We start from the raw sequence: 22699 nt of genomic DNA, 5'->3' as shown, positions 1-22699 counted from the left end.
CAGGTCTTGACAGTTGCCCCTGAGGCGGCTTGCCCGACCTCACGGTGGCCTGACCGTTGACCCGTGAGGATGATGGTGACAGAACGAACCGCTTAGGGGCACGGACTGGGTAGTCGGCGAGCCTCCCGAATCGTATCCTGGTTGTGACGCCCCCAGGGCGGGGCGTCCGCCGGGACCGGCGGCAACCGTGATTACCCGGCGCCCGCGACCGCTGTGCCGGAGGAGGAGCCATGCCACTCTCCGAGCACGAGCAGCGACTGCTCGACCAGATCGAGCGCGCGCTCTACGCCGAGGACCCGAAGTTCGCATCCACTGTGCGCGGCGCCAAGCTGCGCAAGCCGTCCCGACGGCGTCGCATCCAAGGCATCGCGTTGTTCGCCGTGGGTGTGGCACTGCTGGTCACGGGTGTGATGTTGCCGAAGCTCGCTGGTATCCCGGTGGTGAGCGTGGTCGGCTTCCTGTTGATGTTCTTCGGCGTACTGCTCACCGTGACGACGCTGCGTCGTGGTGACCAGGGTGCCGAAGAGCCCAGCGAAGAGGGAAGCCGGCCCAGCCGCAGCTCGTTCTCACAGAAGATGGAAGAACGTTTCCGTCGCCGTTTCGAGGACGAGTAGTCCGCGCGACAGCCCAACCGCACGACCGAACAACGCACACGGCCCGCCCCGGTTCCTCCGGGGCGGGCCGTGTGCTTGTCCCACCGAGTCCCACACCACCGCTGGGCAGCACCCCGTGCCCACCGCTGAGCAGCACCCCGTGCCCAGCGCCCAGCGCGGTGCCGTAACTCCTGCGCCGTCACTCCTGCGGGTCGTCCTCCGACGGCGGCTTCGGCTGGAGCACCGACCGGGGCAGGACCTTCGCCTTCAGCGCCAGCGGCGCGTTGCGGTTCAGGCTCTCGCGCACGTCGTCCACCGCACCCGGCAGCGACGGGTCCGCCGCCGCCTGGGTGCTGTACCAGGACCGCTCCACCGCCCCGACCACCGCGCGCAGCCCGTCCCGGCCCTGCTCGTCCAGGTTGTGCGCCCGGACCAGCCGCCGCGCGGCCACCCGCACGGTCTCCGTGCGCGGCACCCGCGTGCCCCGGTCCACGGACTCCGCGACCAGCTCCTGCCACGCCGCGCTCGCCGCGTCCGGCCCCAACCCGGCCACCGCCCGCAGCCGCTGCTGCCGCCGCCACGTCCGCAGGACCGCCGGCGCCGCCGTCACCACCAGCACCAGCAACGCCACCGCCAACCACCACGACAGCAGCGCCACCGCCAACGCCAGCACGACCGCCCACGCCACCGCCGCGGCCGCCAGGGCCGCCGAACGCAGCCACGCCGGCCGTTCCAGCCGCGCACCGCCGAACAACACCGCCAACGTCGCCAGCAGCGCGAGCAGCGCCAGCACCCCGAGCGTCACCAGGTGCCACGTGGGCGTCGGCTCCGCTTCGGTCGTCGTCCCGTCCTGGCCCTGCGCGTCCGGCACCGCCGACGCGGACGCCGACGTGCCCGGCGCCGCCGTGGTGGTCGTGGTGGTCGTCGCACCCGTGCTGGAGCCGTCCTCCTCGTCGTCGGCGTCGAGACCGGAGATGTACGGCGGGGTCACGCCGCGCCCGTCCGACAGCGGCGTCGGGTCGAAGGTCATCCAGCCGTAGCCGGGGAAGTAGATCTCGACCCACGCGTGCGCGTCCTGCGACGTGATCGTCTGCACTTCCCCGGTCGCGTACCCGGCCGTGAAGCCCAACGCCACCCGCGAAGCCATGCCGACCGACCGCGCCATGATCGCCATCGCGGACGCGTACTGCTCGCAGAACCCCTTCTTGCCGTTGAACACGAAGTCTTCCAACGCGTCCACGGACGTGCTCGTGGTCGAGGTCTGCGTCGTGTAGTCGAACCCCTGCGTGCCGTCGGTGAAGTACCGGTACAGCGCGGTCGCCCGGTCGAACTGGTTGTCGTGCCCCGAGACGATCTGCCGCGCCAACGCGGCGACCCGCCCTTCGACACCCGGCGCGTCCAGGTACTCCTGGTCGACGTCCACCTGGCCGAAGGCCTTGCGCAGCGTGTCCGCCGAGGGCGTGTCGAACACCGTCTCCAACGTGTACGGCTCCGACTTGCGCGGCCGCACGCTGTAGATCATCCCGCGACCCGGGTCGAACCTCCAGTTGTCGCCGACCTCCTCGACACCGCGCGGCCGACCGTAGACGGGCAGCCAGTTGTCCACCCAGTTCACCGGCTCGATCCGGATGTCGACGACCTCGCCACCGCCGGGGTCGCCCGGCTGCGGGGGCAGCGCACCGCCGGCGGGCACGCCCTCCGGCATGCTCCCGCCCAGCTCCCAGCCCTTGTCCGGCACGTACTGGCGCAACGTCATCGCGCGCAGGTACGCCGAGGTCTTCGGCATGTTCCGCACCCGGAACAGCTCGCGCGGCGCGCCCTGGTTGAGCATGCCGCGCAGCTGGGTCATCGGGTCGATGCCCAGCCCGCCCGTGCCCCCGCCGATCTCGTCACCGGTGCCCGGCAGCCGACCCACCGTGCCCACGAGGGTGAGGCTCGCCCCGGCCACCAGCGCCACCACCACCGCCAAGCCGGCCACCGCGGTCGCCGCCGGTCCGGACCCGCTCTGCCCGCTGCCCGCCAACCTCCCGCGCCACGCCTCGTGCCGGTGCTGCCCGTCCACGGCCAGCAGCAGCGCGAACGCGCCCGCGCCGAACACGAACGTCCACAGCGGCAGCATCTCGTCGGCCAGCGACGCGGGCACCGCGAACACGCACAGCAGCACCAGCCCCGACGCCGCGGGCGCGGCCAGGCCGACCGCCAGGGTGTCCACCAGGATCGCGACCAGCCCGATCGCCACCATCACCAGGCACCGCATGGCGGGGCTGTCCGGCACCGGCGGCACACCGGTCTGCACCTCGGTCATCGCGTCGCCCAGGACCGCCAGCAGGTCCTGCAACGACTGCGGACCGGGCAGCACGACCAGCACACCGCTGCGGGTGAAGATCGTCACCAGCAGGCACGTCAACGCCAGCACCTGGCCGAGGGCCACCACCAGCGGAGGCACCCGGGTCGCCCGCAGCAGCACGCCCGCGCCGCCGACCACCGCGATCGCCACGGCCAGGTACACCAGCCACAGCACGCCGTCGAGCACGCTGGACAACGCCGTCGCCGCGCACAGCGTGGCCAGGCCGGCGACCGCGGGTGTCGCGCTCACCACCCAGTTGCCGTTGCCCGCCGCGGCCGTTCTGCCGGTCACTCAGCCCACCTCCGTGCGCACCACCGGGCCGCGGTTGCCCGCGCTGTGGCACAGCTCCTGCCAGACCTGCCCCATCGGCGTCGACGGCCGCGCCACGACCACGCCCCAGCCCGCGCCGCTCAGCAACCGCTGGGCGTCGGCGGGGTCGGGCGCCGGGTCCTCCGACGCGGACGCCCACGCGCGGACGTCCATCACGATCGCGAGGCTGCGCATCCCGCGCGGCCGGTTGCGGATCAACGAGTCGACCACGGCGGGCGTGCTGCCGCCGAGGATCGCGACGACCTCCTGGCCCGCGCCGGGGTCCAACCCGGTGGCGGGCTCGCGGCGGTGCGACGGTGGCAACGCGGCCAGCGCGTCCAGCACCACCGAGTCGTTGTACCCGCTGTCACCCGGTCCGCCCGCCAGCACCCGGCCGTCGTCGCCGACCAGCCGCACCTGGTGGCCGTACCGGTGCAGGTGCAGGCAGATCGACGCGGCCATCGACACCGCCCACTCCAGGCTCGCGCCGGGACCGCTGCCCCGGTGCGCGACCAGCCGGTGGTCCAGCAGCACGGTCGTGCCGCCGCGCCACGGCCGTTCCTCGACCCGCACCATCAGCTCGTCGCGCCGCGCGGTCGAGCGCCAGTGCACCTTCCGCAGGTCGTCGCCGTGCCGGTAGGGGCGGACCACCGCGTCGTCCTCGCCCTGACCGGCGCGCAGCCGGATCGAGCCGTCGTCGCCGGAGCCCATGCCCGAACCGCTGGGCAGGCCGGTCAGCGCCACCACCCGCGGCACCACGACCAGCCGGCTGCGGCCCGCCATCTCGCGGTCGAACTCGGCCAGGCCGAACGGGTCGGTGATCCGCGCCATCAGCGGACCCACCTGCTGCACGCCGCGCATCACCGGCTTGAGCGGGTACCGCAGCACGGTCACGATGTTGCGCGGCAGCCGTTCCACCACGAACCGCGGGCGCGCGCCCAGCGCGTACGGCACCGCGTCCTCCAGCAGCAGCCCACCGGTCGGCAGTCGTCCGGCGCTGCGCAGCTCCACCCGCACGTCCGTGGCGGTGCCCACCTGGACGCGGCTGGGGTGCAGGAGCCGGTTCGCGTGCAGGCCGACCCGGGCCCGCTGCGCCAGCCAGGCCGCGAGCAGCGGCAGGGCCACCACGAACGCCGCCACCCGCAGCAGGTCGCGCTCGTTGAGCACGATCGCGCACAAACCGGCCGCGAACCCCGCGGCCAGCAGGCACCGGCCGCGGGTGGTCAGCCCGGACAGCGCTGCGCGCATGTCAGCGGTGGTTGTTCGGGTTGATGTTGTGCAGGAACTGCCCGCTCGGGTCCAGCGCCGCGTGCGGCACCGGCACCCGCTGGAGCAGGTTGCGCACCAGGTCGGCCGACGACCGGCGGGCGGCCTGCGCCTCCGCGGTCATCACCAGGCGGTGCGCCAGCACCGGCACGGCCACCGCGTGGATGTCGTCGGGCACCACGAAGTCGCGGCCCGCCAGCGCGGCCTGCGCCCGGGCCGACCGCACGAGCTGCAACGTCGAGCGCGGTGACGCGCCCAGCCGCAGCTCCGGCAGCCGCCGGGTGGCGCCGACCAGCTCCACCGCGTACCGGCGGATCTCCTGCGACAGGTGCACCCGCCGCACGACCTGGACCAGCCTCAGCACCTGCTCGGCGTCGGACACCGGGCGCAGGTCGGCCATCGGGTCGTGGCCCGCGTGCTCGTCCACCATCGCCAGCTCGGCCGCCGGGTCCGGGTACCCGATGGAGACCCGCGCGGTGAACCGGTCGCGCTGCGCCTCGGGCAGGGCGTAAGTGCCCTCCATCTCGATCGGGTTCTGCGTGGCGATCACCATGAACGGCGCGCCGAGCGGGTACGTCTGCCCGTCGACGGTGACCTGGCGCTCCTCCATGCACTCCAGCAGCGCCGACTGGGTCTTCGGCGAGGCGCGGTTGATCTCGTCGCCCACCACGATGTTGGCGAACACCGGGCCGGGCCGGAACTCGAAGTCGTTGTCCTGCCGGTTGTAGATGGACACACCGGTGATGTCGCTGGGCAGCAGGTCGGGGGTGAACTGGATGCGGCTCACCGTGCAGTCGATGGACCTGGCCAGCGCCTTGGCCAGCGACGTCTTGCCCACGCCCGGCACGTCCTCGACCAGCAGGTGGCCCTCGGCCAGCAGGGTGACCAGCGAGACCCGGACGACGTCCGGCTTGCCGACGATGACCTTCTCGACGTTGGCGGCGATCCGCCCGACCACGGCGTGCAGCTCCGCGAGCGCTTCCTCCGGCCGGGTGTGACCCCCGTTGTTGACGTGCGCGGTGGCGCGGTTGTCGGCCCCGCCGACGGCGTTCCCCTGGTTGACGGCGGGGTTCCCCTGGTTGACCGCAGGCACGCCGCCCCCGTAGGAGTGTTCTGGCAGCGCGGCGGGCTGTGTACTCGGAGTCACTCGACCTCCTGGAGCAGGGCGCGGCCCTACCGCGACCGGTTCGCGGTGGCGGTGAGCGTTTCACGCAGTGTGTCAAACCAGGGCGAAGCGCCCTACACCCGATTGAACAGTTTCGGACCCGTGGTGGCCACGACCCGGGAGCCCGGCCGGTTCACCCCACCTCACCACGATTCCCCACCACCGGCTCCGGTGAACCGGTTTTGCCCGTTTTCGCTGCGCCATCCGGGTGGACTTCGGGCCGGTTCGACTCACCCGCAGAGGTGGTCACGGCGGGCGTCCCCCACCACGCTCCAGCCCAGCCATCTTCGTTCTACCTGCGTAAACGTCCCGGCGCGGTGCGTGCAACCACCCGTTTCAGCGTTGACTGTGGTGAAAAGTGGGGTACTGTGGCGGCCGGTGGGGCAGACGGGGGCTCCACTGCCGGTCGGAAGTGAATCTTCCGGCGTCGGGAGGTGGGCGCCGTGTTCTTGGGCACGCACTACCCGAGGCTGGACGACAAGGGCCGACTGACGCTGCCTGCGAAGTTCCGGGACGCGCTAGCGGGGGGTCTGATGGTCACCAAGGGCCAGGACCACTGCCTCTACGTGTTCCCGCGGGCCGAGTTCGAGCAGATGGCGCGCAAGGTGGCGGAGGCTCCTTTCACCAACGAGGCGGTCCGCGCCTACCAGCGCTACCTGTTCGCGGGGACCGACGAGCAGCGGCCGGACGGCCAGGGCCGGGTGTCGATCGCACCGGAGCTGCGGCGGTACGCGGGGTTGACCAAGGAGTGCGTGGTCATCGGCGCGATCAACCGCCTGGAGATCTGGGACGCGCAGGCGTGGCAGCGCTACCTCGACGAACACGAGGACAGCTACGCCACGGCGCGCGAGGAGGTGCTGCCCGGCGTCTTCTAGACCGGCTGGATCGGCCGTTTGTTTCGAGGTTTCGGGTGCCGTGAGGCCTCGGTCCGCTCGGCTTTCGGCCCTGGCGCACCTTCCCCGGCGCCAGGTCCGACGGGCGGGCGGGGACCTGACGACACCCGAATTTCTTCATTTGTGAGGGGTGACCATCGAGGGAGGGGACATGGTGGAGCAGGCGCGGCACGTGCCGGTGTTGCTCGACCGCGTCCTGGCCCTGCTGGCCCCCGCGTTGGCCGATCGGGACGCCGTGTTCGTGGACTGCACGCTCGGTCTGGGCGGGCACTCGGAGGCGGTGTTGCGGGCGCACCCGCGGCTGCGGCTGATCGGGTTGGACCGCGACCCGCAGGCCATCGAGCTGTCCCGGCGGCGGTTGGCGCCGTTCGGCGACCGCGTGGAGTTCGTGCAGACCACGTACGACGGGATCGCCTCGGCGGTCGGCGGCGCGAAGGTCGACGGGATCCTGATGGACCTCGGGGTGTCCTCGCTCCAGCTGGACGCGGAGGAACGCGGGTTCGCCTACTCCAAGGACGCGCCGTTGGACATGCGGATGAGCGCGGGCACGGGGACGACGGCGGCCGACGTGCTCAACACCTACTCGGTGGACGACCTGACCCGGATCCTGCGCGACTACGGCGAGGAGCGGTTCGCCCGCAAGATCGCGGGCGCGGTGGCCCGGGAACGGGAGCGCGAGCCGTTCACCACCAGCGGTCGGCTGGTGGAGCTCCTGTACGACGTGGTGCCCGCGGCGACCCGCAGGACGGGCGGCCACCCGGCGAAGCGGACGTTCCAGGCGTTGCGCATCGAGGTGAACCAGGAGCTGGAGTCGCTGCGCCTGGCGCTGCCCGCCGCGCTGTCGGTGCTGGCCGTCGGTGGCCGGATCGTCGTGGAGGCCTACCAGTCGCTGGAGGACCGGATGGTCAAGCGGGTGTTCGCCGCGCTGGCCACGTCGACCTCACCGCAGGACCTGCCGGTCGAACTGCCCGGGCACGGTCCCCAGCTGCGGCTGGTGACCAGGGGCGCGGAGCAGGCGAACGAGCAGGAGATCGAAGAGAACCCCAGGGCCGCCTCGGTGCGACTGAGAGCGGCGGAACGCATCCGGGAGGCGACATGACCGCGCCGGCACGGACCGGCGGCGGCGTGCCGTCCCCGGCCAGGCCCTCCAAGCCGGGCGAGCGCGCGCTGAAGGCCGTGCCGCCGGAGCGTCGTCGCTCCGCCGCGGCCGAGCGCGCCTACGCCCGGCGGGCCCAGCGCACGTCGTCCAAGCGCGGACCGGCGGTCACCCGGCAGCCGGCGGTGGCGCCCAAGGCGCCGTTCGTGGTGATGGTGATGGTCGTGCTCGGCGTGGGCATCGCGGCGATCATGTGGCTGTCCACCCAGGCGACCGCGGACTCGTACCGGCTGCAGGACGCGCGTGCCGAGGAGACCCGGCTCGCGCGGCAGGTCGACCAGCTGCGGCGGGAGGTCGCGCTGGCCGAGTCGCCGCTGAGCCTGGCCGAGGCCGCGGCGAAGCTCGGCCTGATCCCGGCGGGCGACCCGGCCCGGTTGCGCCAGCTCCCGGACGGGTCGGTCGAGATCTACGGCAAGCCGTCCGCGGTCCAGCCGCCGCCCAGCCCTTCCACCTCGACGTCCGCCGGGCCACCGCCCGCCCAGGCGCAGGGCCAAACGACGCAAGGCCAGACGACGCAGGACCAGACGACGCAGGACCAGACGACGCAGGACCAGACGACGCAGGACCAGACGACGCAGGACCAGGCGGCTCAGGGGCAGACCGCGCAAGGCCAAGCCGCGCCGGAGACCGCGCCGGGGCAGACCACGCCGCCGCCCACCGAAGGCCAAGCCGGGCAACAGCCCCCGCAGGGCTAGCGACGGACCAGGCTCGGACACGAACCGTGCACCAACCGGTACCAGGAGGTCAGTGATGCCGGGGCCCAGTCGGGGCAGACCCGTGCGACGCCCGTTGTCCGTCCGGGGGCCCGCTCCCGGGCGTCGGCGCGGTGGCAACAGCCGGGTCCGCCTCGCGGTGGGCCGGCTGCTGCTCGTGGGCGCGCTGCTGCTGGCCGGTGTCAAGCTGGTGCAGGTCCAGGGCTTCCAGGCGGAGGCGTTGTCCGCGCAGGCCGAGCGGCAACGCGCCACGGAGATCGACATCCCGGCGCCGCGCGGTTCGATCCTGGACCGCAACGGCAACCAGCTGGCGTTCAGCGTGGAGGCGCGCGCGCTCTACGTCGTGCCGCCGCGGATGCGCGAGGAGTGGGCGACGGCGCTCGCGGCCGACCCGGACATCGGCAGCTTCGAGGACCGCATCGCCGACATCGCCGCGTTCATCGAGCAGACGCTGGGCAAGGAGGTCGCCGGGCAGAAGACCGACCGCGACACCATGCTCGCCAAGCTGTCCCTGGACACCACCTACGTGGAGCTGGTCGACAACGTCGACCCGGGCAAGGCCGCCGTCATCACCGAGAAGTACAACAACGTCGGCTCCGAGTACCGGGCCGTGCGCGTGTACCCGAACGGCGAGCTGGCGTCGAACATCATCGGCGCGGCGAACTGGCGCAAGAACGAGGACCCTCCCGCCACGCGCGGCCTGCTCGGCCTGGAGATCGCGCAGGACAACCTGCTCGCCGGCAGCAACGGGCAGCGGATCGTGGACACCATGCAGGGCAACGACAACGTCGTCATCCCCGGCCCGAACCGGTCGCGCGAGCTGGCCGCCGCCATCCCGGGCAAGAGCCTCGAACTGACCCTGGACGTGGACACGCAGTACGCGTTGCAGGGCATGGTCACCGAGTACACGAAGAAGACCAAGGCCCGCAGCGGGTCGGCGGTGGTGCTCGACGTCCGGACCGGCGAGATCCTCGCGATGGCCAACGACAAGACGTTCGACCCGAACGACTTCGGCAAGGCGACCGAGGACCAGCTGCGCAACATCGCCGTCACGTCGGTGTTCGAGCCGGGCTCGGTGAACAAGGTGGTGACCGCGGCGGCCGCCATCGAGGACGGCATCTACCAGCCGGACAGCGTGCTGGAGGTCGACGGCCGGATCAAGGTCGCCGACCGGACCATCAGCGACTGGTGGCAGCACGGTCCGCTGGACATGACGTTCACCGGGGTGTTCGCCAAGTCGTCCAACGTGGGCACGCTGCTGACCGCGCAGAAGATCGGCCAGGACCGGTACTCCGACATGCTGCGCAAGTTCGGGCTGGGCAAGCGCACCCAGTCCGGGCTGCCCGGCGAGGAGCCGGGGTACGTGCCGCCGCTCAACCAGTGGTCCGGGTCGACGTTCGGCAACCTGCCGATCGGGCAGGGCCTGAACATGACGTTGTTGCAGATGACCAGCATGTACCAGGCGATCGCGAACGACGGCGTGCGCATCCCGCCGCGGATCGTGCGCGCCGAGGTGTCCGACGACGGCGGACGCAAGGAGATGAGCCCGCCCGACGGCGAGCGGGTGGTGTCGCCGCAGACGGCCAAGACGGTGCGCGACATGTTCCGCTCGGTGATGCAGAACGCGTCGGGGCCGGATGCGCTGGTGCAGAGCGGGACCGGGACGCCGGCGGCGCTGCCGGGCTACCAGATCAGCGGCAAGACGGGGACCGCGCAGCAGATCGACCCCAAGTGCGGCTGCTACAGCAGCTCGGACTACTGGATCACGTTCGCCGGCATCCTGCCCGCCGACAACCCCCGGTTCGTGGTCGGCATCATGCTGGACAACCCGACCGAGAGCCCGCAGTCGGCCGCGCCGCTGTTCCGCGACGTCGCCTCGTACCTGTCGCAGCGCTACCAGGTCCCGATGTCGGCGGAGCAGAGCCCGACCGTGCCGCTGGTGCTCTGAAGTCCGGGTTCCCGCCAACGCCTTCGCCCGCGCGGTCGCCGTCCGGGCCGGCGCGGGTTGGGTCCACCCCGGACGTCCCCTTATGTGTAATCCATTCAGGTTTCAGGCGTGGGCCGTTCGGGTTCCAGACGTGGGCCATGCGGGTTCCAGGAGTGGAGGAGTGCGGTGAGCCGGTCCGGAGTGGACGTGCCGGACGAACACTCTCCGTGCGCCGGTAGCCTTCCGCGCGTGCCTGCCAAGCTAGAGGGCAAGGTCGCGACCGCTCCGCCTCGCCCTTCCCGCACCCAGCCCGTAGCCGTGTCCGAGCTCGCCACGACCGTCGACGCGCACCTGACCGCCCCCGACCGGGCTCACGTCCAGGTCAGCGGCGTGACGTTGCGCGCCCAGCACGTGCGGCCGGGGGACCTGTTCGCCGCGCTGCCGGGCACGCGGGTGCACGGCGCCGACTTCGCCGCCCAGGCCGTGGCGAACGGCGCGGTGGCCGTGCTGACCGACGCCGAGGGCGCGGAGAAGGTCCACGGCGTGCCCGTGCTGGTCCACCCGGACCCGCGCGCCGCGCTCGGCCTGCTGGCCGCCTGCGTCTACGGCTACCCGTCGACCAGGCTGGCGGTGTGGGGGGTGACCGGCACGTCCGGCAAGACCACCACCAGCTACATGATCGAGTCGGCGCTGCGCGCGGCCGGACGCGCCACCGGGCTCATCGGCACGGTCGAGACGCGGGTCGCGGGCCGCAGGCTCGACAGCGCCCTCACCACCCCCGAGGCCCCTGACCTGCAAGCACTGCTGGCCGTGATGGTCGAGTGCGGCACCACGGACGTCGTCATGGAGGTCTCCAGCCACGCGCTGCGGCTGGGCCGCGTGGGCGGCGTCGCGTTCGGGGTCGGCGCGTTCACCAACCTCTCCCAGGACCACCTGGACTTCCACCCCGACATGGAGGACTACTTCCGGACCAAGGCCGAGCTGTTCGACGGCCGGGCCCGCACCGAGGTGGTCTGCGTGGACGGCGAGTGGGGTCCGCGCCTGGTCAAGGACCACACCGTCACGGTGGCGACCACCAAGCCCGCGGACTGGACGGCCACCGACGTCACGGTGTCGGCCACGGGCGAGCAGAGGTTCACCGCGCACGGCCCGGACGGCCTGCGGCTCGACGTCGAGCTCAGCCTGCCCGGCGACTTCAACGTCGCCAACGCCCTGCTTGCCATCGCCTGCCTGCACGTGCGGGGCATCGGGCTGGACGCCATCGGCGACGGCCTGCGCGACGTCCAGGTGCCCGGCCGCATGCAGCGCGTGGACGAGGGCCAGGACTTCACCGCCGTCGTGGACTACTCGCACAAGCCCGCCGCCGTCGCGCTCGCCCTGGACGCGGTCCGCGCCCGCGCCACCGGCCGCGTCATCACGGTCCTGGGCTGCGGTGGCGACCGGGACACCGCGAAGCGGCCCCTCATGGGCGAGGAGGCCGCACGTCGCAGCGACGTCCTGATCGTCACCGACGACAACCCGCGCAGCGAGGACCCGGCCGTGATCCGGGCCGCGATGCTGGACGGCGCGCTGGCCGTGGCGGACGACGAGCGCGGCGAGGTCGTGGAGGTCGGCGACCGCCGCCGCGCCATCGAGCACGCGGTGTCCCTCGCGCGCACCGGCGACGTCGTCGTGGTCGCGGGCAAGGGCCACGAGACCGGCCAGGAGGTCGCGGGCGTCGTGCACCCGTTCTCCGACGTGGACGCACTGACCGAAGCGATCAGAGGAGCCACCCGGTGATCAAGCTCAGCCTCGCCGAGATCGCCGAGGTCGTCGGCGGCAAGCTGCACCACGCCACCGGCGCCGAGGTGGTCACCGGCAGCGTCGAGTTCGACACCCGGAAGCTCACCCCCGGCGGCCTGTTCCTGGCGCTGCCCGGCGAACGGGTCGACGGCCACGACTTCGCCGCCCAGGCCGTCGCGCAGGGCGCGGTCGGCGTGCTGGCGGGCCGTGCGGTCGACGCGCCCGCCGTCATCGCGCCACCCGTCGACAGGGCCGAGGGCAACGCCTACGTGCTGTCCGGCGACACCGACGGCGCGGGCGCGGCGGTGCTGGCGGCGCTGGCGAAGCTCGCCCGGCACGTCACGGACCGGCTAGAGAACCTGACCGTCATCGGCGTGACCGGCTCGTCCGGCAAGACGTCCACCAAGGACCTCATCGCCCAGGTGCTGGCCCCGCTCGGGCCGACCATCGCGCCGCCCGGGTCGTTCAACAACGAACTGGGCCACCCGTGGACGGCGTTGCGGGCCGACGAGAGCACCCGCTTCCTGGTCCTGGAGCTCAGCGCCCGCGGCGTCGGGCACATCGCCGAGCTGTGCGAGGTCGCCGTGCCCCGCGTCGGCGCCGTGCTGAACGTCGGCAGCGCCCACCTCGGCGAGTTCGGCTCCCGCCAGGGCATCGCCCAGGCCAAGGGCGAGCTGGTCGAGGCCCTGCCCGAGGACGGCATCGCGGTCCTCAACGCCGACGACCCGCTCGTCGCGGGCATGGCCGACCGCACCAGGGCCAAGGTCGTGCTCGTCGGCGAGAAGGCGAACGCGCAGGTCCGCGCGAGGGACGTCGAGCTGGACGAGCAGGCCCGCGCCCGCTTCACGCTGGTCACGCCGCAAGGCGAGGCAGCCGTGCGGCTGGCCGTGCACGGGCCGCACCAGGTCGGCAACGCCCTCACCGCCGCCGCGATCGCGCTCGAACTCGGCTCGACCCCCGAGCAGATCGCGCACAGCCTCGGCAACGCCGAACGGGTCTCCGCGCATCGCATGGCGGTCTCCGAACGTCCTGACGGTGTGACGATCGTCAACGACGCGTACAACGCCAACCCGGAGTCGGTGCGTGCGGCGCTGAAGTCGCTGGCCACCATCTCCCGGGCCACCACGCCCGCCCGCCGGAGCTGGGCGGTGCTGGGCCCGATGGCCGAACTGGGTGCGGACTCGATCCGCGCGCACGACGAGATCGGCCGGCTCGCGGTCCGCTTGGACATCAACAAGCTGGTCGTGGTCGGTCAGGACGCCCGCGCTATGCACCAAGGGGCGCACCTGGAAGGATCTTGGGGCGAAGAAGCGATCTTGGTGCCCGACGTGGCGGCGGCCGTCGAGCTGCTGCGCGACCAGGTGCGGCCCGGTGACGTCGTCCTGGTGAAGGCATCCAACTCATACGGCCTGTGGCGGGTTGCCGAGGCTCTCCTGGAGGCGGTCAGCAAGTGAAGAGCATCCTCATCGCGGCGGCCATCGCGCTGATCGCGTCGATCATGCTGACGCCGTACCTGATCAAGATCTTCTCCCGGCAGGGCTTCGGCCAGGAGATCCGCGAAGAGGGACCGCAGAGCCACAAGACCAAGCGCGGCACGCCCACCATGGGCGGCGTGGCGATCCTGGTCGCGATGTGGGCGGGCTACCTCGGCGCGCACCTGGTGAACTCCATGTCGGCGTCCGCCCAGGACCAGACGCCCAGCGCGTCCGGCCTGCTGGTGCTGATGCTGACCACGTCGCTGGGCGTCGTCGGCTTCCTGGACGACTTCATCAAGATCCGCAAGCAGCGCAACCTGGGCCTGAACAAGACCGCGAAGCTGGTCGGCCAGTTCGTGGCCACGATCATCTTCGCGGTCCTGGTCATGCAGTTCCCGAACAAGGAGGGGATCACCCCCGCCTCGGTGAACCTGTCGTTCGTGCGCGACATCGCCGTGGTGTCGTTCGGCGTCGTCGGGTTCGTGGTGTTCTGCTACGCCGCGATCAGCGCCTGGTCCAACGCGGTGAACCTGACCGACGGCCTGGACGGCCTGGCCGGCGGCACGTCCGCGATGGTGCTCGGCACCTACGTGGTGATCAGCTTCTGGCAGTTCCGCTACAACTGCTCGAACCTGCTCGTGGCCGGCTGCTACGACGTGCGCGACCCGCTGGACCTGGCGCTGGTCGCCGCCGCCGCGATGGCCGGCTGCATCGGCTTCCTGTGGTGGAACGCCGCGCCCGCCAAGATCTTCATGGGTGACACGGGCTCCCTCGCGCTGGGCGGCCTGGTCGCCGGCCTGTCCATCACCACGCGCACCGAGCTGCTGATGGTCGTCATCGGCGGTCTGTTCGTGGTCGAGGCCCTGTCGGTGGTGCTGCAGGTCGCGGTCTTCCGCACGTCGCGGCGCCGGTTGTTCCGCATGGCGCCGTTCCACCACCACTTCGAACTCGCCGGGTGGGCGGAAACCACGGTGATCATCCGGTTCTGGCTGCTCGCGGGCATGTGCTGCATGCTCGGGCTCGGCCTGTTCTACAGTGAGTGGCTGACCGCGGTAGAGAGCTGACCATGGGATTCCTCGAAGGTCGTCGCGTTCTCGTAGCGGGCGCCGGGGTGACCGGTCGGTCCGCGGCGGAGGCCTTGCTGGCGGCCGACGCGGTCGTCACCGTGACCGACGGTTCGGCGGATCGCCTCGCCGCGCTGGAGCAGCTGCTGCCCGGTGTGACGCTGACGCCCGGCCTGGTGGAACCGCCGTCCGGCACGGACCTCGTCGTGACCAGCCCGGGGTGGCGTCCGTCCAGCCCGTTGCTGGAGGCGGCGACGGCGGCCGGGATCGAGGTGATCGGCGAGGTCGAGCTGGCCTGGCGGATGGGGCTGGAACTGGCCGACCCGCCGACGTGGCTCGCGGTGACCGGGACGAACGGCAAGACCACGACCGTCGGGATGCTGGAGTCGATCCTGCTCGCGGCCGGCATCGACGCGGTGGCGTGCGGCAACGTGGGCCTGCCCGTGGTGGACGCGCTGCTGGCCGGTCGCCGGGTGCTGGCGGTGGAGCTGTCGAGCTTCCAGCTGCACTGGTCGCCGTCCGTGCGGCCGTTCGCCGGGGTGTTGTTGAACCTGGCCGAGGACCACCTGGACTGGCATGGCACGTTCGAGGCGTACGCCGGGGCGAAGGCCGGTGTGCTGACCGGCGAGGTCGCCGTCGGCGGGGTGGACGATCCCGTCGTGGCGGGGCTCCTGGCCTCGTCGCCGGCGGCCGCGCACGTCGGTTTCACGCTCGGGTCGCCGGAGGAGGGGCAGCTCGGCGTGCACGACGGCCGGCTGGTGGACCGGGCGTTCGGGTCCGCGGACGAGGTGCTGCTGCCGGTCGCCGACGTCCAGCCGGGCGGGCCGCCGGGGATCGCGGACGCGTTGGCGGCGGCGGCCCTGGCCCGTGCGCACGGCGTGCCGGCCTCGGCGGTGGCCCGGGGGTTGCGCGCGTTCCGGCCCGGGGCGCACCGGGCGGTGCCGGTGGCCACGGCCGGTGGGGTTTCGTACGTCAACGACTCCAAGGCCACCAACCCGCACGCCGCGGCGGCGTCGTTGCGGTCGCACGAGAGCGTGGTGTGGGTGGCCGGCGGGTTGCTCAAGGGCGCTTCGGTGGACGAGCTGGTGCGCGACGAGGGCCACCGGTTGCGCGGGGCGGTGTTGATCGGGGCGGACCGCGAGGTGATCGCTTCGGCGCTGTCGAGGTACGCGCCGTCGGTGCCCGTGGCGGTGTTGGCCGACGCCACGATGCAGGACGCGGTGCGGGCCGCTCGTTCGATGGCGCGGGACGGGGACGCGGTCGTGCTGGCGCCGGCGGCGGCGTCGATGGACATGTTCACCGACTACGCGCATCGCGGGCAGGCGTTCACCGACGCCGTGCTGGAACTGGTCGGCCCCCGCGGCGAGTGATCCTCAAGGACCGGTCGTGGTCTTCGAGAGGGTGGGCGGCAACTGCGTCGAGGTGGCTTCGTCAGCTGACGCGTTCCGGGCTCGGGACAACAAGTACACCTCCGGCCCCGCGCCGGAGCTCAGCGGGCGTTCCGTGGAGATCTTCCTGGCGGGTGTCAAGCGGGACGCCGTCCAGCGTTCGAAGGTCTAGTCGGTGGCCTTGGGATGGGCGCCGGCGTACTGGACCCACACGGTGTGCTTGTCCACGTCCAACAGGTACCAGATGCGGTCGCCGCCGGTGACTTCGATCTGCCAGCGGGGCAACGCATGTCCGCCGTGTGTGCCGCTGCCCAAACTGCCCCTGAGCTGGTGGTGGCGGTTGCTTGGCTTGCCGGGTCCGGGTCCGGGGTCGTTGCGCATGACCTCCCAGGCCTTGCGCAAGTTCTCCGCCGCTCGGGATTCCAGGTCCTGCCAACCCTTGATCGCCTCGTTGGTGCAGTAGCGAATGCGCCACTCCGTGCCCACGGTCGGCGGTGCGACCGCGTCGCCTTTCTTCGGGCTCACGCGGTAGCCGCTCCAGGTTCGGCAACGTCACCCAAGTCCTCGCCGTCCTGTTGGAGGATCGCGAGAAGTCGAGGATCGGCGTGGACCTCAGCCGTGTGCTGCCACTCGCTGATGAGCCGCACGACCGGGGCCGGAGTGCCCAGCGAGTCGGCGGCCTCCAGGGTCTGCACGAGTTCCACGACGAACGCCTGCACGTCCTCGCGGGGCAGGAACCGGACCCACGGAAGCGCTGTGGGCAGCACATCGGTCACCAGGTCCCGGACACCCTCGCTGTGCTGCATCAGCGCTACGAAGAGGGCTGTCGTGGTCGATACGACCTCGCGCACCTCCTGCGCCCTGCTGGCTGTCGTGAGCACCAGGTCTTCTTCGTCACCGCGACGGTGCACGAGCAGCGTCCGGCTCGGCGACTCCTGGAGCTTCCGGACGGAGTCGGCCGGCTTGTTCGACAGATCGCTGAAGTTGATCTCCGTAACTCCGGTGGACATAGTTGCAAACTACCTTAAAACTCACGCTGGGGCCATCCGCAGTGCCGAGCGGGTGCTTGGCAGTGATCACGGTCGCGTCGCGCGACACGCGGTCGATTGGCGGGTTTCACCGACCCGCGCGGGAGACGATGGGTGCATGACTGCGGTGGACCGGACCCCGGTGGAGCGACCGCCAAGAGCGGCACGGCGCACCAAGCGGGTGGTCGCGGTGCGGACTTCGCTGACCGCTTGGCTCGGTCGTCCGCTGGCGGACTTCCACCTGCTGCTGGCGATCTTCGGCCTGCTGACCGTGCTCGGCCTGATCATGGTGCTGTCCGCGTCCGCCCCGGGCGAGGTGGCGGAGGGCGCGTCGGCCTACAGCGTGTTCAAGAAGCAACTGCTGTACGTGGGCGTCGGCGCGATCGTCTTCCTGGTCGTCCTGCGCATACCGCTGCGCACGATCCGGCACGGCAGCACGATGGCGATGCTGGTCTCCGTGATCCTGCTGGTCCTGGTGCTCACCCCGCTCGGCTCGGTCCTGGGCGGCGCGCAGTCGTGGTTCACCGTCGGGCCGATCTCGTTCCAGCCGATCGAACCGGCGAAGCTCGCGCTCGCGCTCTGGGGCGCGCACGTCCTGGTCACCAAGCGCGCCCTGCTGGACCAGTACCGGCACCTGCTGGTCCCGGTCGTGCCGGTGGCGATGCTGGTGTTCGCGCTCGTGATGCTCCAACCCGACCTCGGCGGCACGATCACGCTCGGTGTCGTGCTGATGAGCCTGCTGTGGTTCGTCGGCGCGCCCATGCGGATCTTCGGGATCATCACGATCGGCGCGGTGACCGGCGCGCTGGTGCTCGCGCTCGGCTCGGACTACCGCTTCAAGCGCGTGCACACGTTCCTCAACCCGGCGGCGGATCCGCAGGGTGACGGGCTCCAGGCGTTGCAGGCGCTGTACGCGTTGGCGGAGGGCGGGTTCTTCGGCAAGGGCCTCACCAACGGCAGCTCGAAGTGGCGCTACCTGCCCAACGTGCACAGCGACTTCATCTTCGCCGTGATCGGCGAGGAGCTCGGGTTCATCGGCTGCGTGCTGGTGCTCGGCCTGTTCGTGCTGCTCACCGTGGTGGGCCTGCGGATCGCGGCGCGCAACACCGACCCGTGGATCCGCATGGTGGCGGCGACGCTGACCGTCTGGCTGGTCGCGCAGGCCGCGATCAACATCGGTTACGTCGTGCAGTTGCTGCCGGTCACGGGCATCACGTTGCCGATGATCTCCTCCGGCGGCACGTCGGTCGTCACGACCATGTTCGTGTTCGGCATCCTGGCCAACTGCGCACGTCACGAGCCGGAAGCGGTCTCGGCGCTGCGGTCGCTCGGCCCCGGCCGGGTCGGCGGGGTGCTGAAACTGCCGGCGCCCGAGGTGTACAAGCCGCCGCCGAAGCGCCGTCCCGTGCGGCCCTCACCGCCGCCGCGCGGTCGCAAGGCCGCGCCGCCGCCCGTGGACGAGCGGAGGATGGCCGGTCGTCACGCTCCGCCGTCGGAGTACCGTCGTCGCGAATCCCGAAAGGCCGGCCAGGACCGGGACGTGAGGTCCAGGCGGCGTGACGGGCGCTAGCCACTACAAGCGGTAAACGACGCGAGGAGGAGTGCGTGACCGGGGTTCCCCAGCAGGCCGGTCCGTGTGTGGTGGTCGCCGGAGGCGGCACCGCCGGGCACATCGAGCCGGCCCTGGCCCTGGCCGACGCGGTCATGCGGCTGCGGCCCGACGCGCGCGTGGTCGCGCTCGGCACCGAGCGCGGTCTGGAGAGCAGACTCGTGCCTGCCCGCGGTTACCCGCTGGAGCTGATCCCGCCGGTGCCGATGCCGCGCAAGCCGACGACGGACCTGCTGAAGCTGCCGCTGCGGGTGCGCGGCGCCGTCCGCCACACGCGTGAGGTGCTGGAACGGGTCGGCGCGGACGTCGTGGTCGGCTTCGGCGGCTACGTCGCGCTGCCCGCGTACCTCGCCGCCCGCAACCGGGTGCCGATCGTGGTGCACGAGGCCAACGCCAAGGCCGGGCTCGCCAACAAGGTCGGCGCGAAGTTCGCCGAACGGGTCGCCGCGGCCGTGCCCGACTCGGGCCTGACCGACGCCGAGATCATCGGCATCCCGCTGCGCTACTCGATCACCTCGCTCAAGCGCGCCGAGCTGCGCCAGCAGGCCCGCGCCCACTTCGGCCTGCACCCGACCGCGCCCACGCTGCTGGTGTTCGGCGGCTCGCAGGGCGCCCGGTCGATCAACAACGCGGTGTCCGGCGCCGCGTCCGCGTTCGCGCAGGCCGGGATCGCGGTGCTGCACGCGCACGGGCCCAAGAACACCGTCGCGGTGCAGTCGGTGCCCGGTGCGGCCCCGTACGTGCCGGTGCCGTACCTGGACCGGATGGACCTCGCCTACGCGGCGGCGGACGCGGTGCTGTGCCGGTCCGGCGCGATGACGGTGGCCGAGGTGTCCGCCGTGGGCCTGCCCGCGGTGTTCGTGCCGCTGCCGCACGGCAACGGCGAGCAGGCGCTCAACGCGAGCACCGTGGTGGCCGCGGGCGGCGGCATCCTGGTGCCGGACGACCAGCTGACGCCGGAGTGGATCTCGGCGAACGTGGTCCCGCTGGTCGCCGACCGCAACCGGCTGGCCGCGATGACCACGGCCACGCTGAGCACCGGCCACCGCGAGGCCGACGAGGTGCTGGCCCGCATGGTGCTGGAGGTGGTCGAGAAGTGAGCGACGTCCTGGACCGGGTGCACCTCGTCGGCATCGGCGGCGCGGGCATGAGCGGCATCGCGCGGATCCTGCTCGCCCGCGGCGCGCAGGTGTCCGGCTCGGACGCCAAGGACTCGCGCACCGTGCTCGCGCTGCGGGCGCAGGGCGCGGCGATCGCGGTCGGCCACGCCGGCGCGAACCTCGACCAGCTGTCCGGCGGCCCCACGGCGGTCGTGGTGTCCACCGCGATCCGCGAGGACAACCCCGAGCTGGTGGAGGCCCGCGCACGCGGCACGGTCGTGCTGCGGCGCGCCGAGGCGCTGGCCGCGCTGATGCTCGACCACCGGGTGGCCTGCGTCGCCGGCACGCACGGCAAGACGTCCACCACCTCCATGCTCACGGTCGCCCTGCAGCACTGCCGGATGGACCCGTCGTTCGCGATCGGCGGCGACCTCAACGAGTCCGGCGCCAACGCCCACCAGGGCACCGGCGGCGTGTTCGTCGCCGAGGCCGACGAGAGCGACGGTTCGTTCCTCTTCTTCTCGCCCTCGGTCGCGGTGGTGACCAACGTCGAGGCCGACCACCTCGACCACCACGGCACGGTCGAGGCGTACGTGGCGGTGTTCGACTCGTTCCTGGAGCGCATCCAGCCCGACGGCGTGCTGATCGCGTGCGCGGACGACCCGGGCTCGGCGGCGCTGGCCGAACGGGCCGCGAAGCTCGGCATCCGGGTCCGCGCGTACGGCCGCACGGCCACCGGTCCCGGCTCGGTGCGCCTGATCGACTACCGGCCCGCCGACTCCGGTGGCGTGGCCAGGGTGGAGCTGGCCGGCGAGGCGACCGGCGACGCACCTGCCGGGGAAGACGGCAACGAGGTGCTGGACGTGCGCGTGGCGGTGCCCGGCGAGCACATGGCGGGCAACGCGATCGCCGCCCTGATCGCCGCCCTGGAACTGGGTGCGGACCGCGAGGACGTGCTGGTCGGCCTGGCCGCGTTCGGCGGCGTCCGCAGGCGGTTCGAGTTCAAGGGCCAGGCGCGGGGCGTGCGGGTGTACGACGACTACGCCCACCACCCCACCGAGGTGGCCGCCCAGATCACCGCCGCCCGCCCGGTCGCGGGCGACGGCAGGCTGGTCGTGGTGTTCCAGCCGCACCTGTACTCGCGGACCCGGCTGTTCGCCGAGGAGTTCGCCGCCGCGCTCGGCCTGGCCGACGCGGTGGTGGTGCTCGACGTCTACGGCGCGCGCGAGGAGCCGGAGCCGGGCGTGAGCGGCGCGCTGGTCTCGGGCCTGGTGTCGCTGGAGGTCGGCAAGGTGGTCTACGAGCCGTCGTTCGACCGGGTGCCCGCGCTGGTCGCGAGCATGGTCGAGGAGGGCGACGTGGTCGTGACGATGGGCGCGGGCGACGTGACCATGCTCGGGCCGGAGATCGTCGGCGAGCTGGACCGGGCATGACCACCCAGGCGCGTCGTCGCCCGGCCGCGGCCGGCGGCCCCGGCTCGCGGTCGGCGGCGCGCCGTCGACCCCGCGGCGCGCCACGTCGCCCGTCGCGCGCCGGCCTGTACCGGCGCAAGGTGGTGCGCCGCCGGCTCGGCGCGATCCTCGCCATGTCCGTGGTGACCATCGTGGTCTGCACGGTCTGGTTCACGCCGGTGCTGGGTGTCCGCGAGGTGCAGGTGCGCGGCACCGTCGACCTGAGCGCCGACGAGGTGCGCGCGGCCGCTGCGGTCGAGTCCGGCACGCCGCTGGTGCGGCTGGACGTCGACGCGGTCGCCGGGCGGGTCCGCGAGCTGCCCCGGGTCGCCGGGGTCGTGGTCGAACGGGTCGTGCCCGGCACCGTGCGGCTCACCGTGGACGAGCGGGAGCCGGTCGGCGTGATCATCGTGCCCGACGGCGCGCACCTGGTCGACGTGACCGGCAAGGACTACGCGACCGTCGTGCAGCCGCCGGACGGGCTGCCGGAGCTGAAGGTGTCGCAGGACGCGGTCGTCGCCGCGGTGGAGGTGCTGACCCGGATCCCCGAGGCGTTGCGCAAGGACGTGCGGACCGTCACGGCGGACTCGCCGTCGGACGTGCGGCTGTCCCTGAGCGGCGGCCGCGAGGCCCGTTGGGGATCTTCGGCCGAGACCGACCGCAAGGCCGCCGTGCTGGCCGTCCTGCTGACCCGCAAGGGCAGCGTGTTCGACGTGTCCAGCCCCGAGCTGCCGACCGTCTCGTAAACCTGCAAACCCGGCGAGGTGGTGAAACCCGCCACAGGACGTATCCGGGAAAGTCCGTCGTCCACGACCCTTCCCGCGGTGATACTTCGGGTATGACCCAGACGCCGGTGGACAACCGGATCGAACTGCCCTACACCGGCGACGAACGCGTCCTGCTGAGCGGTTTCCTCGATTTCCTGCGCGGCACGATCGAGCTGAAGTGCGCCGGGCTGTCCGACGCCGACGCCGCCCGATCGGTGCTCCCGTCGCAGCTCAACACGGCCGCGGGCATCGTCAAGCACCTGCGCTGGGTCGAGCACTACTGGTTCGAGGTGGCCCTGGCCGGAGGGCCGTCGAAGGCCCCCTACACCAAGGAGGACCCGGACGCCGATTGGCGCGTCGAGCCGGGTGAGACGATCTCGGGATTGCTCGCCGACTACGCTGCGCAGTGCAGGGCGAGTCGCGAACTCGTCGCGGGCCTCGACCTCGACCACGAGGTGGCGTTCCGCGGCGACAAGCAGCTTTCCGTGCGCTGGGTGCTGATCCACATGATCGAGGAGACGGGTCGGCACGCGGGGCACCTGGACGTGGTGCGGGAACTGCTCGACGGGGTGACCGGCGAGTAAAGACCGCTCACCCGGTCAGGACACAACACGGCGTGGCTGCTGGACCGAGGCATTCGCGATGCATAACGTCCAGCAGGAACAT

20 protein-coding genes are annotated in these 22699 nt (G+C 72.1%); 15 read left to right on the top strand and 5 right to left on the bottom strand.

Annotated features, from left to right (window positions below):
- The first annotated feature begins 230 nt into the window (after positions 1-230).
- Positions 231-614, top strand: coding sequence for a DUF3040 domain-containing protein (locus AB0K14_RS15150; protein ID WP_033437744.1), 384 nt, complete (start codon positions 231-233; stop codon positions 612-614).
- Positions 615-792: 178 nt separating this feature from the next.
- Here AB0K14_RS15150 and AB0K14_RS15145 read toward each other — a convergent pair whose 3' ends face one another.
- The 3 genes from AB0K14_RS15145 to AB0K14_RS15135 are packed head-to-tail and all read right to left on the bottom strand — an operon-like array spanning position 793 to position 5662.
- Positions 793-3231 (bottom strand): DUF3488 and transglutaminase-like domain-containing protein, encoded by a 2439-nt coding sequence (locus AB0K14_RS15145; RefSeq protein ID WP_360447548.1) that lies wholly within the window; start codon positions 3229-3231, stop codon positions 793-795.
- The gene (locus tag AB0K14_RS15140) at positions 3232-4497 is read right to left on the bottom strand and encodes a DUF58 domain-containing protein (RefSeq protein WP_360447550.1); all 1266 of its coding nucleotides are present in this window, start codon (positions 4495-4497) and stop codon (positions 3232-3234) included.
- A 1-nt stretch (position 4498) separates the two neighbouring features.
- Positions 4499-5662: a MoxR family ATPase gene (locus AB0K14_RS15135; protein ID WP_360447552.1), complete on the bottom strand. Its 1164-nt coding sequence runs from the start codon at positions 5660-5662 to the stop codon at positions 4499-4501.
- Positions 5663-6123: 461 nt separating this feature from the next.
- Between AB0K14_RS15135 and mraZ the strand changes: the two genes are divergently transcribed.
- The 9 genes from mraZ to AB0K14_RS15090 all read left to right on the top strand — a co-directional run bounded on the left by mraZ (position 6124) and on the right by AB0K14_RS15090 (position 16250).
- Complete coding sequence (gene mraZ, locus AB0K14_RS15130) at positions 6124-6555, top strand: division/cell wall cluster transcriptional repressor MraZ (protein WP_106613421.1); 432 nt, start codon at positions 6124-6126, stop codon at positions 6553-6555.
- Between the two features lie 169 nt (positions 6556-6724).
- Positions 6725-7672: a 16S rRNA (cytosine(1402)-N(4))-methyltransferase RsmH gene (gene rsmH / locus AB0K14_RS15125; protein ID WP_360447607.1), complete on the top strand. Its 948-nt coding sequence runs from the start codon at positions 6725-6727 to the stop codon at positions 7670-7672.
- A complete protein-coding gene (locus AB0K14_RS15120) occupies positions 7669-8424 on the top strand; it encodes a hypothetical protein (protein WP_360447555.1) in 756 nt (251 codons plus the stop codon). The genes rsmH and AB0K14_RS15120 overlap by 4 nt, the downstream gene beginning before the upstream one ends.
- 55 nt (positions 8425-8479) lie before the next feature.
- Positions 8480-10390, top strand: coding sequence for a penicillin-binding protein 2 (locus AB0K14_RS15115; RefSeq protein WP_364338141.1), 1911 nt, complete (start codon positions 8480-8482; stop codon positions 10388-10390).
- A 228-nt stretch (positions 10391-10618) separates the two neighbouring features.
- Complete coding sequence (locus tag AB0K14_RS15110; protein ID WP_360447559.1) at positions 10619-12148, top strand: UDP-N-acetylmuramoyl-L-alanyl-D-glutamate--2,6-diaminopimelate ligase; 1530 nt, start codon at positions 10619-10621, stop codon at positions 12146-12148.
- Positions 12145-13605 (top strand): UDP-N-acetylmuramoyl-tripeptide--D-alanyl-D-alanine ligase, encoded by a 1461-nt coding sequence (murF, locus tag AB0K14_RS15105; RefSeq protein ID WP_360447561.1) that lies wholly within the window; start codon positions 12145-12147, stop codon positions 13603-13605. The genes AB0K14_RS15110 and murF overlap by 4 nt, the downstream gene beginning before the upstream one ends.
- Positions 13602-14690, top strand: coding sequence for a phospho-N-acetylmuramoyl-pentapeptide-transferase (mraY, locus tag AB0K14_RS15100; RefSeq protein ID WP_360447563.1), 1089 nt, complete (start codon positions 13602-13604; stop codon positions 14688-14690). Before murF ends, mraY begins: the two co-directional genes overlap by 4 nt.
- Before the next feature lie 2 nt (positions 14691-14692).
- Positions 14693-16060, top strand: coding sequence for a UDP-N-acetylmuramoyl-L-alanine--D-glutamate ligase (murD, locus tag AB0K14_RS15095; protein WP_360447565.1), 1368 nt, complete (start codon positions 14693-14695; stop codon positions 16058-16060).
- A gap of 16 nt (positions 16061-16076) precedes the next feature.
- On the top strand, positions 16077-16250 hold the full coding sequence (locus AB0K14_RS15090) for a DUF397 domain-containing protein (RefSeq protein ID WP_360447567.1): 174 nt from the start codon (positions 16077-16079) through the stop codon (positions 16248-16250).
- Here the strand turns inward: AB0K14_RS15090 and AB0K14_RS15085 are convergent.
- Together AB0K14_RS15085 and AB0K14_RS15080 are read right to left on the bottom strand one after the other, a co-directional pair.
- Positions 16247-16603 (bottom strand): hypothetical protein, encoded by a 357-nt coding sequence (locus tag AB0K14_RS15085; RefSeq protein ID WP_360447569.1) that lies wholly within the window; start codon positions 16601-16603, stop codon positions 16247-16249. The two genes, AB0K14_RS15090 and AB0K14_RS15085, sit on opposite strands and share 4 nt — an antisense overlap.
- The gene (locus tag AB0K14_RS15080; protein ID WP_360447571.1) at positions 16600-17088 is read right to left on the bottom strand and encodes a hypothetical protein; all 489 of its coding nucleotides are present in this window, start codon (positions 17086-17088) and stop codon (positions 16600-16602) included. Before AB0K14_RS15080 ends, AB0K14_RS15085 begins: the two co-directional genes overlap by 4 nt.
- Before the next feature lie 136 nt (positions 17089-17224).
- Between AB0K14_RS15080 and ftsW the strand changes: the two genes are divergently transcribed.
- The 5 genes from ftsW (at position 17225) to AB0K14_RS15055 (ending at position 22617) form a co-directional block, all read left to right on the top strand.
- A complete protein-coding gene (gene ftsW, locus AB0K14_RS15075; RefSeq protein ID WP_360447573.1) occupies positions 17225-18676 on the top strand; it encodes a putative lipid II flippase FtsW in 1452 nt (483 codons plus the stop codon).
- A 35-nt stretch (positions 18677-18711) separates the two neighbouring features.
- Positions 18712-19815 (top strand): undecaprenyldiphospho-muramoylpentapeptide beta-N-acetylglucosaminyltransferase, encoded by a 1104-nt coding sequence (gene murG / locus AB0K14_RS15070; RefSeq protein WP_360447575.1) that lies wholly within the window; start codon positions 18712-18714, stop codon positions 19813-19815.
- The gene (gene murC / locus AB0K14_RS15065) at positions 19812-21248 is read left to right on the top strand and encodes a UDP-N-acetylmuramate--L-alanine ligase (RefSeq protein WP_360447577.1); all 1437 of its coding nucleotides are present in this window, start codon (positions 19812-19814) and stop codon (positions 21246-21248) included. The genes murG and murC overlap by 4 nt, the downstream gene beginning before the upstream one ends.
- The gene (locus tag AB0K14_RS15060; RefSeq protein ID WP_360447579.1) at positions 21245-22012 is read left to right on the top strand and encodes an FtsQ-type POTRA domain-containing protein; all 768 of its coding nucleotides are present in this window, start codon (positions 21245-21247) and stop codon (positions 22010-22012) included. Before murC ends, AB0K14_RS15060 begins: the two co-directional genes overlap by 4 nt.
- Before the next feature lie 92 nt (positions 22013-22104).
- Positions 22105-22617 carry a DinB family protein gene (locus AB0K14_RS15055; protein WP_360447581.1) on the top strand — a complete coding sequence of 171 codons (513 nt, stop codon included), beginning with the start codon at positions 22105-22107 and terminating at the stop codon, positions 22615-22617.
- The last annotated feature ends 82 nt before the right edge of the window (positions 22618-22699 follow it).

The sequence above is a fragment of the Actinosynnema sp. NPDC050801 genome (assembly GCF_040673975.1).
Lineage (GTDB): Bacteria > Actinomycetota > Actinomycetes > Mycobacteriales > Pseudonocardiaceae > Actinosynnema.
Note: the sequence above shows the minus strand (reverse complement) of the source record. Positions and strands in the feature narration are given on the sequence as shown.

Coding starts and splice junctions, on each gene's coding strand:
- AB0K14_RS15055 (WP_360447581.1), top strand. CDS start 22,105: ATGACCCAGACGCCGGTGGACAACCGGATCGAACTGCCCTACACCGGC.
- AB0K14_RS15120 (WP_360447555.1), top strand. CDS start 7,669: ATGACCGCGCCGGCACGGACCGGCGGCGGCGTGCCGTCCCCGGCCAGG.
- AB0K14_RS15150 (WP_033437744.1), top strand. CDS start 231: ATGCCACTCTCCGAGCACGAGCAGCGACTGCTCGACCAGATCGAGCGC.
- rsmH (WP_360447607.1), top strand. CDS start 6,725: ATGGTGGAGCAGGCGCGGCACGTGCCGGTGTTGCTCGACCGCGTCCTG.
- murD (WP_360447565.1), top strand. CDS start 14,693: ATGGGATTCCTCGAAGGTCGTCGCGTTCTCGTAGCGGGCGCCGGGGTG.
- AB0K14_RS15115 (WP_364338141.1), top strand. CDS start 8,480: ATGCCGGGGCCCAGTCGGGGCAGACCCGTGCGACGCCCGTTGTCCGTC.
- AB0K14_RS15140 (WP_360447550.1), bottom strand. CDS start 4,497: ATGCGCGCAGCGCTGTCCGGGCTGACCACCCGCGGCCGGTGCCTGCTG.
- AB0K14_RS15080 (WP_360447571.1), bottom strand. CDS start 17,088: ATGTCCACCGGAGTTACGGAGATCAACTTCAGCGATCTGTCGAACAAG.
- ftsW (WP_360447573.1), top strand. CDS start 17,225: ATGACTGCGGTGGACCGGACCCCGGTGGAGCGACCGCCAAGAGCGGCA.
- AB0K14_RS15060 (WP_360447579.1), top strand. CDS start 21,245: ATGACCACCCAGGCGCGTCGTCGCCCGGCCGCGGCCGGCGGCCCCGGC.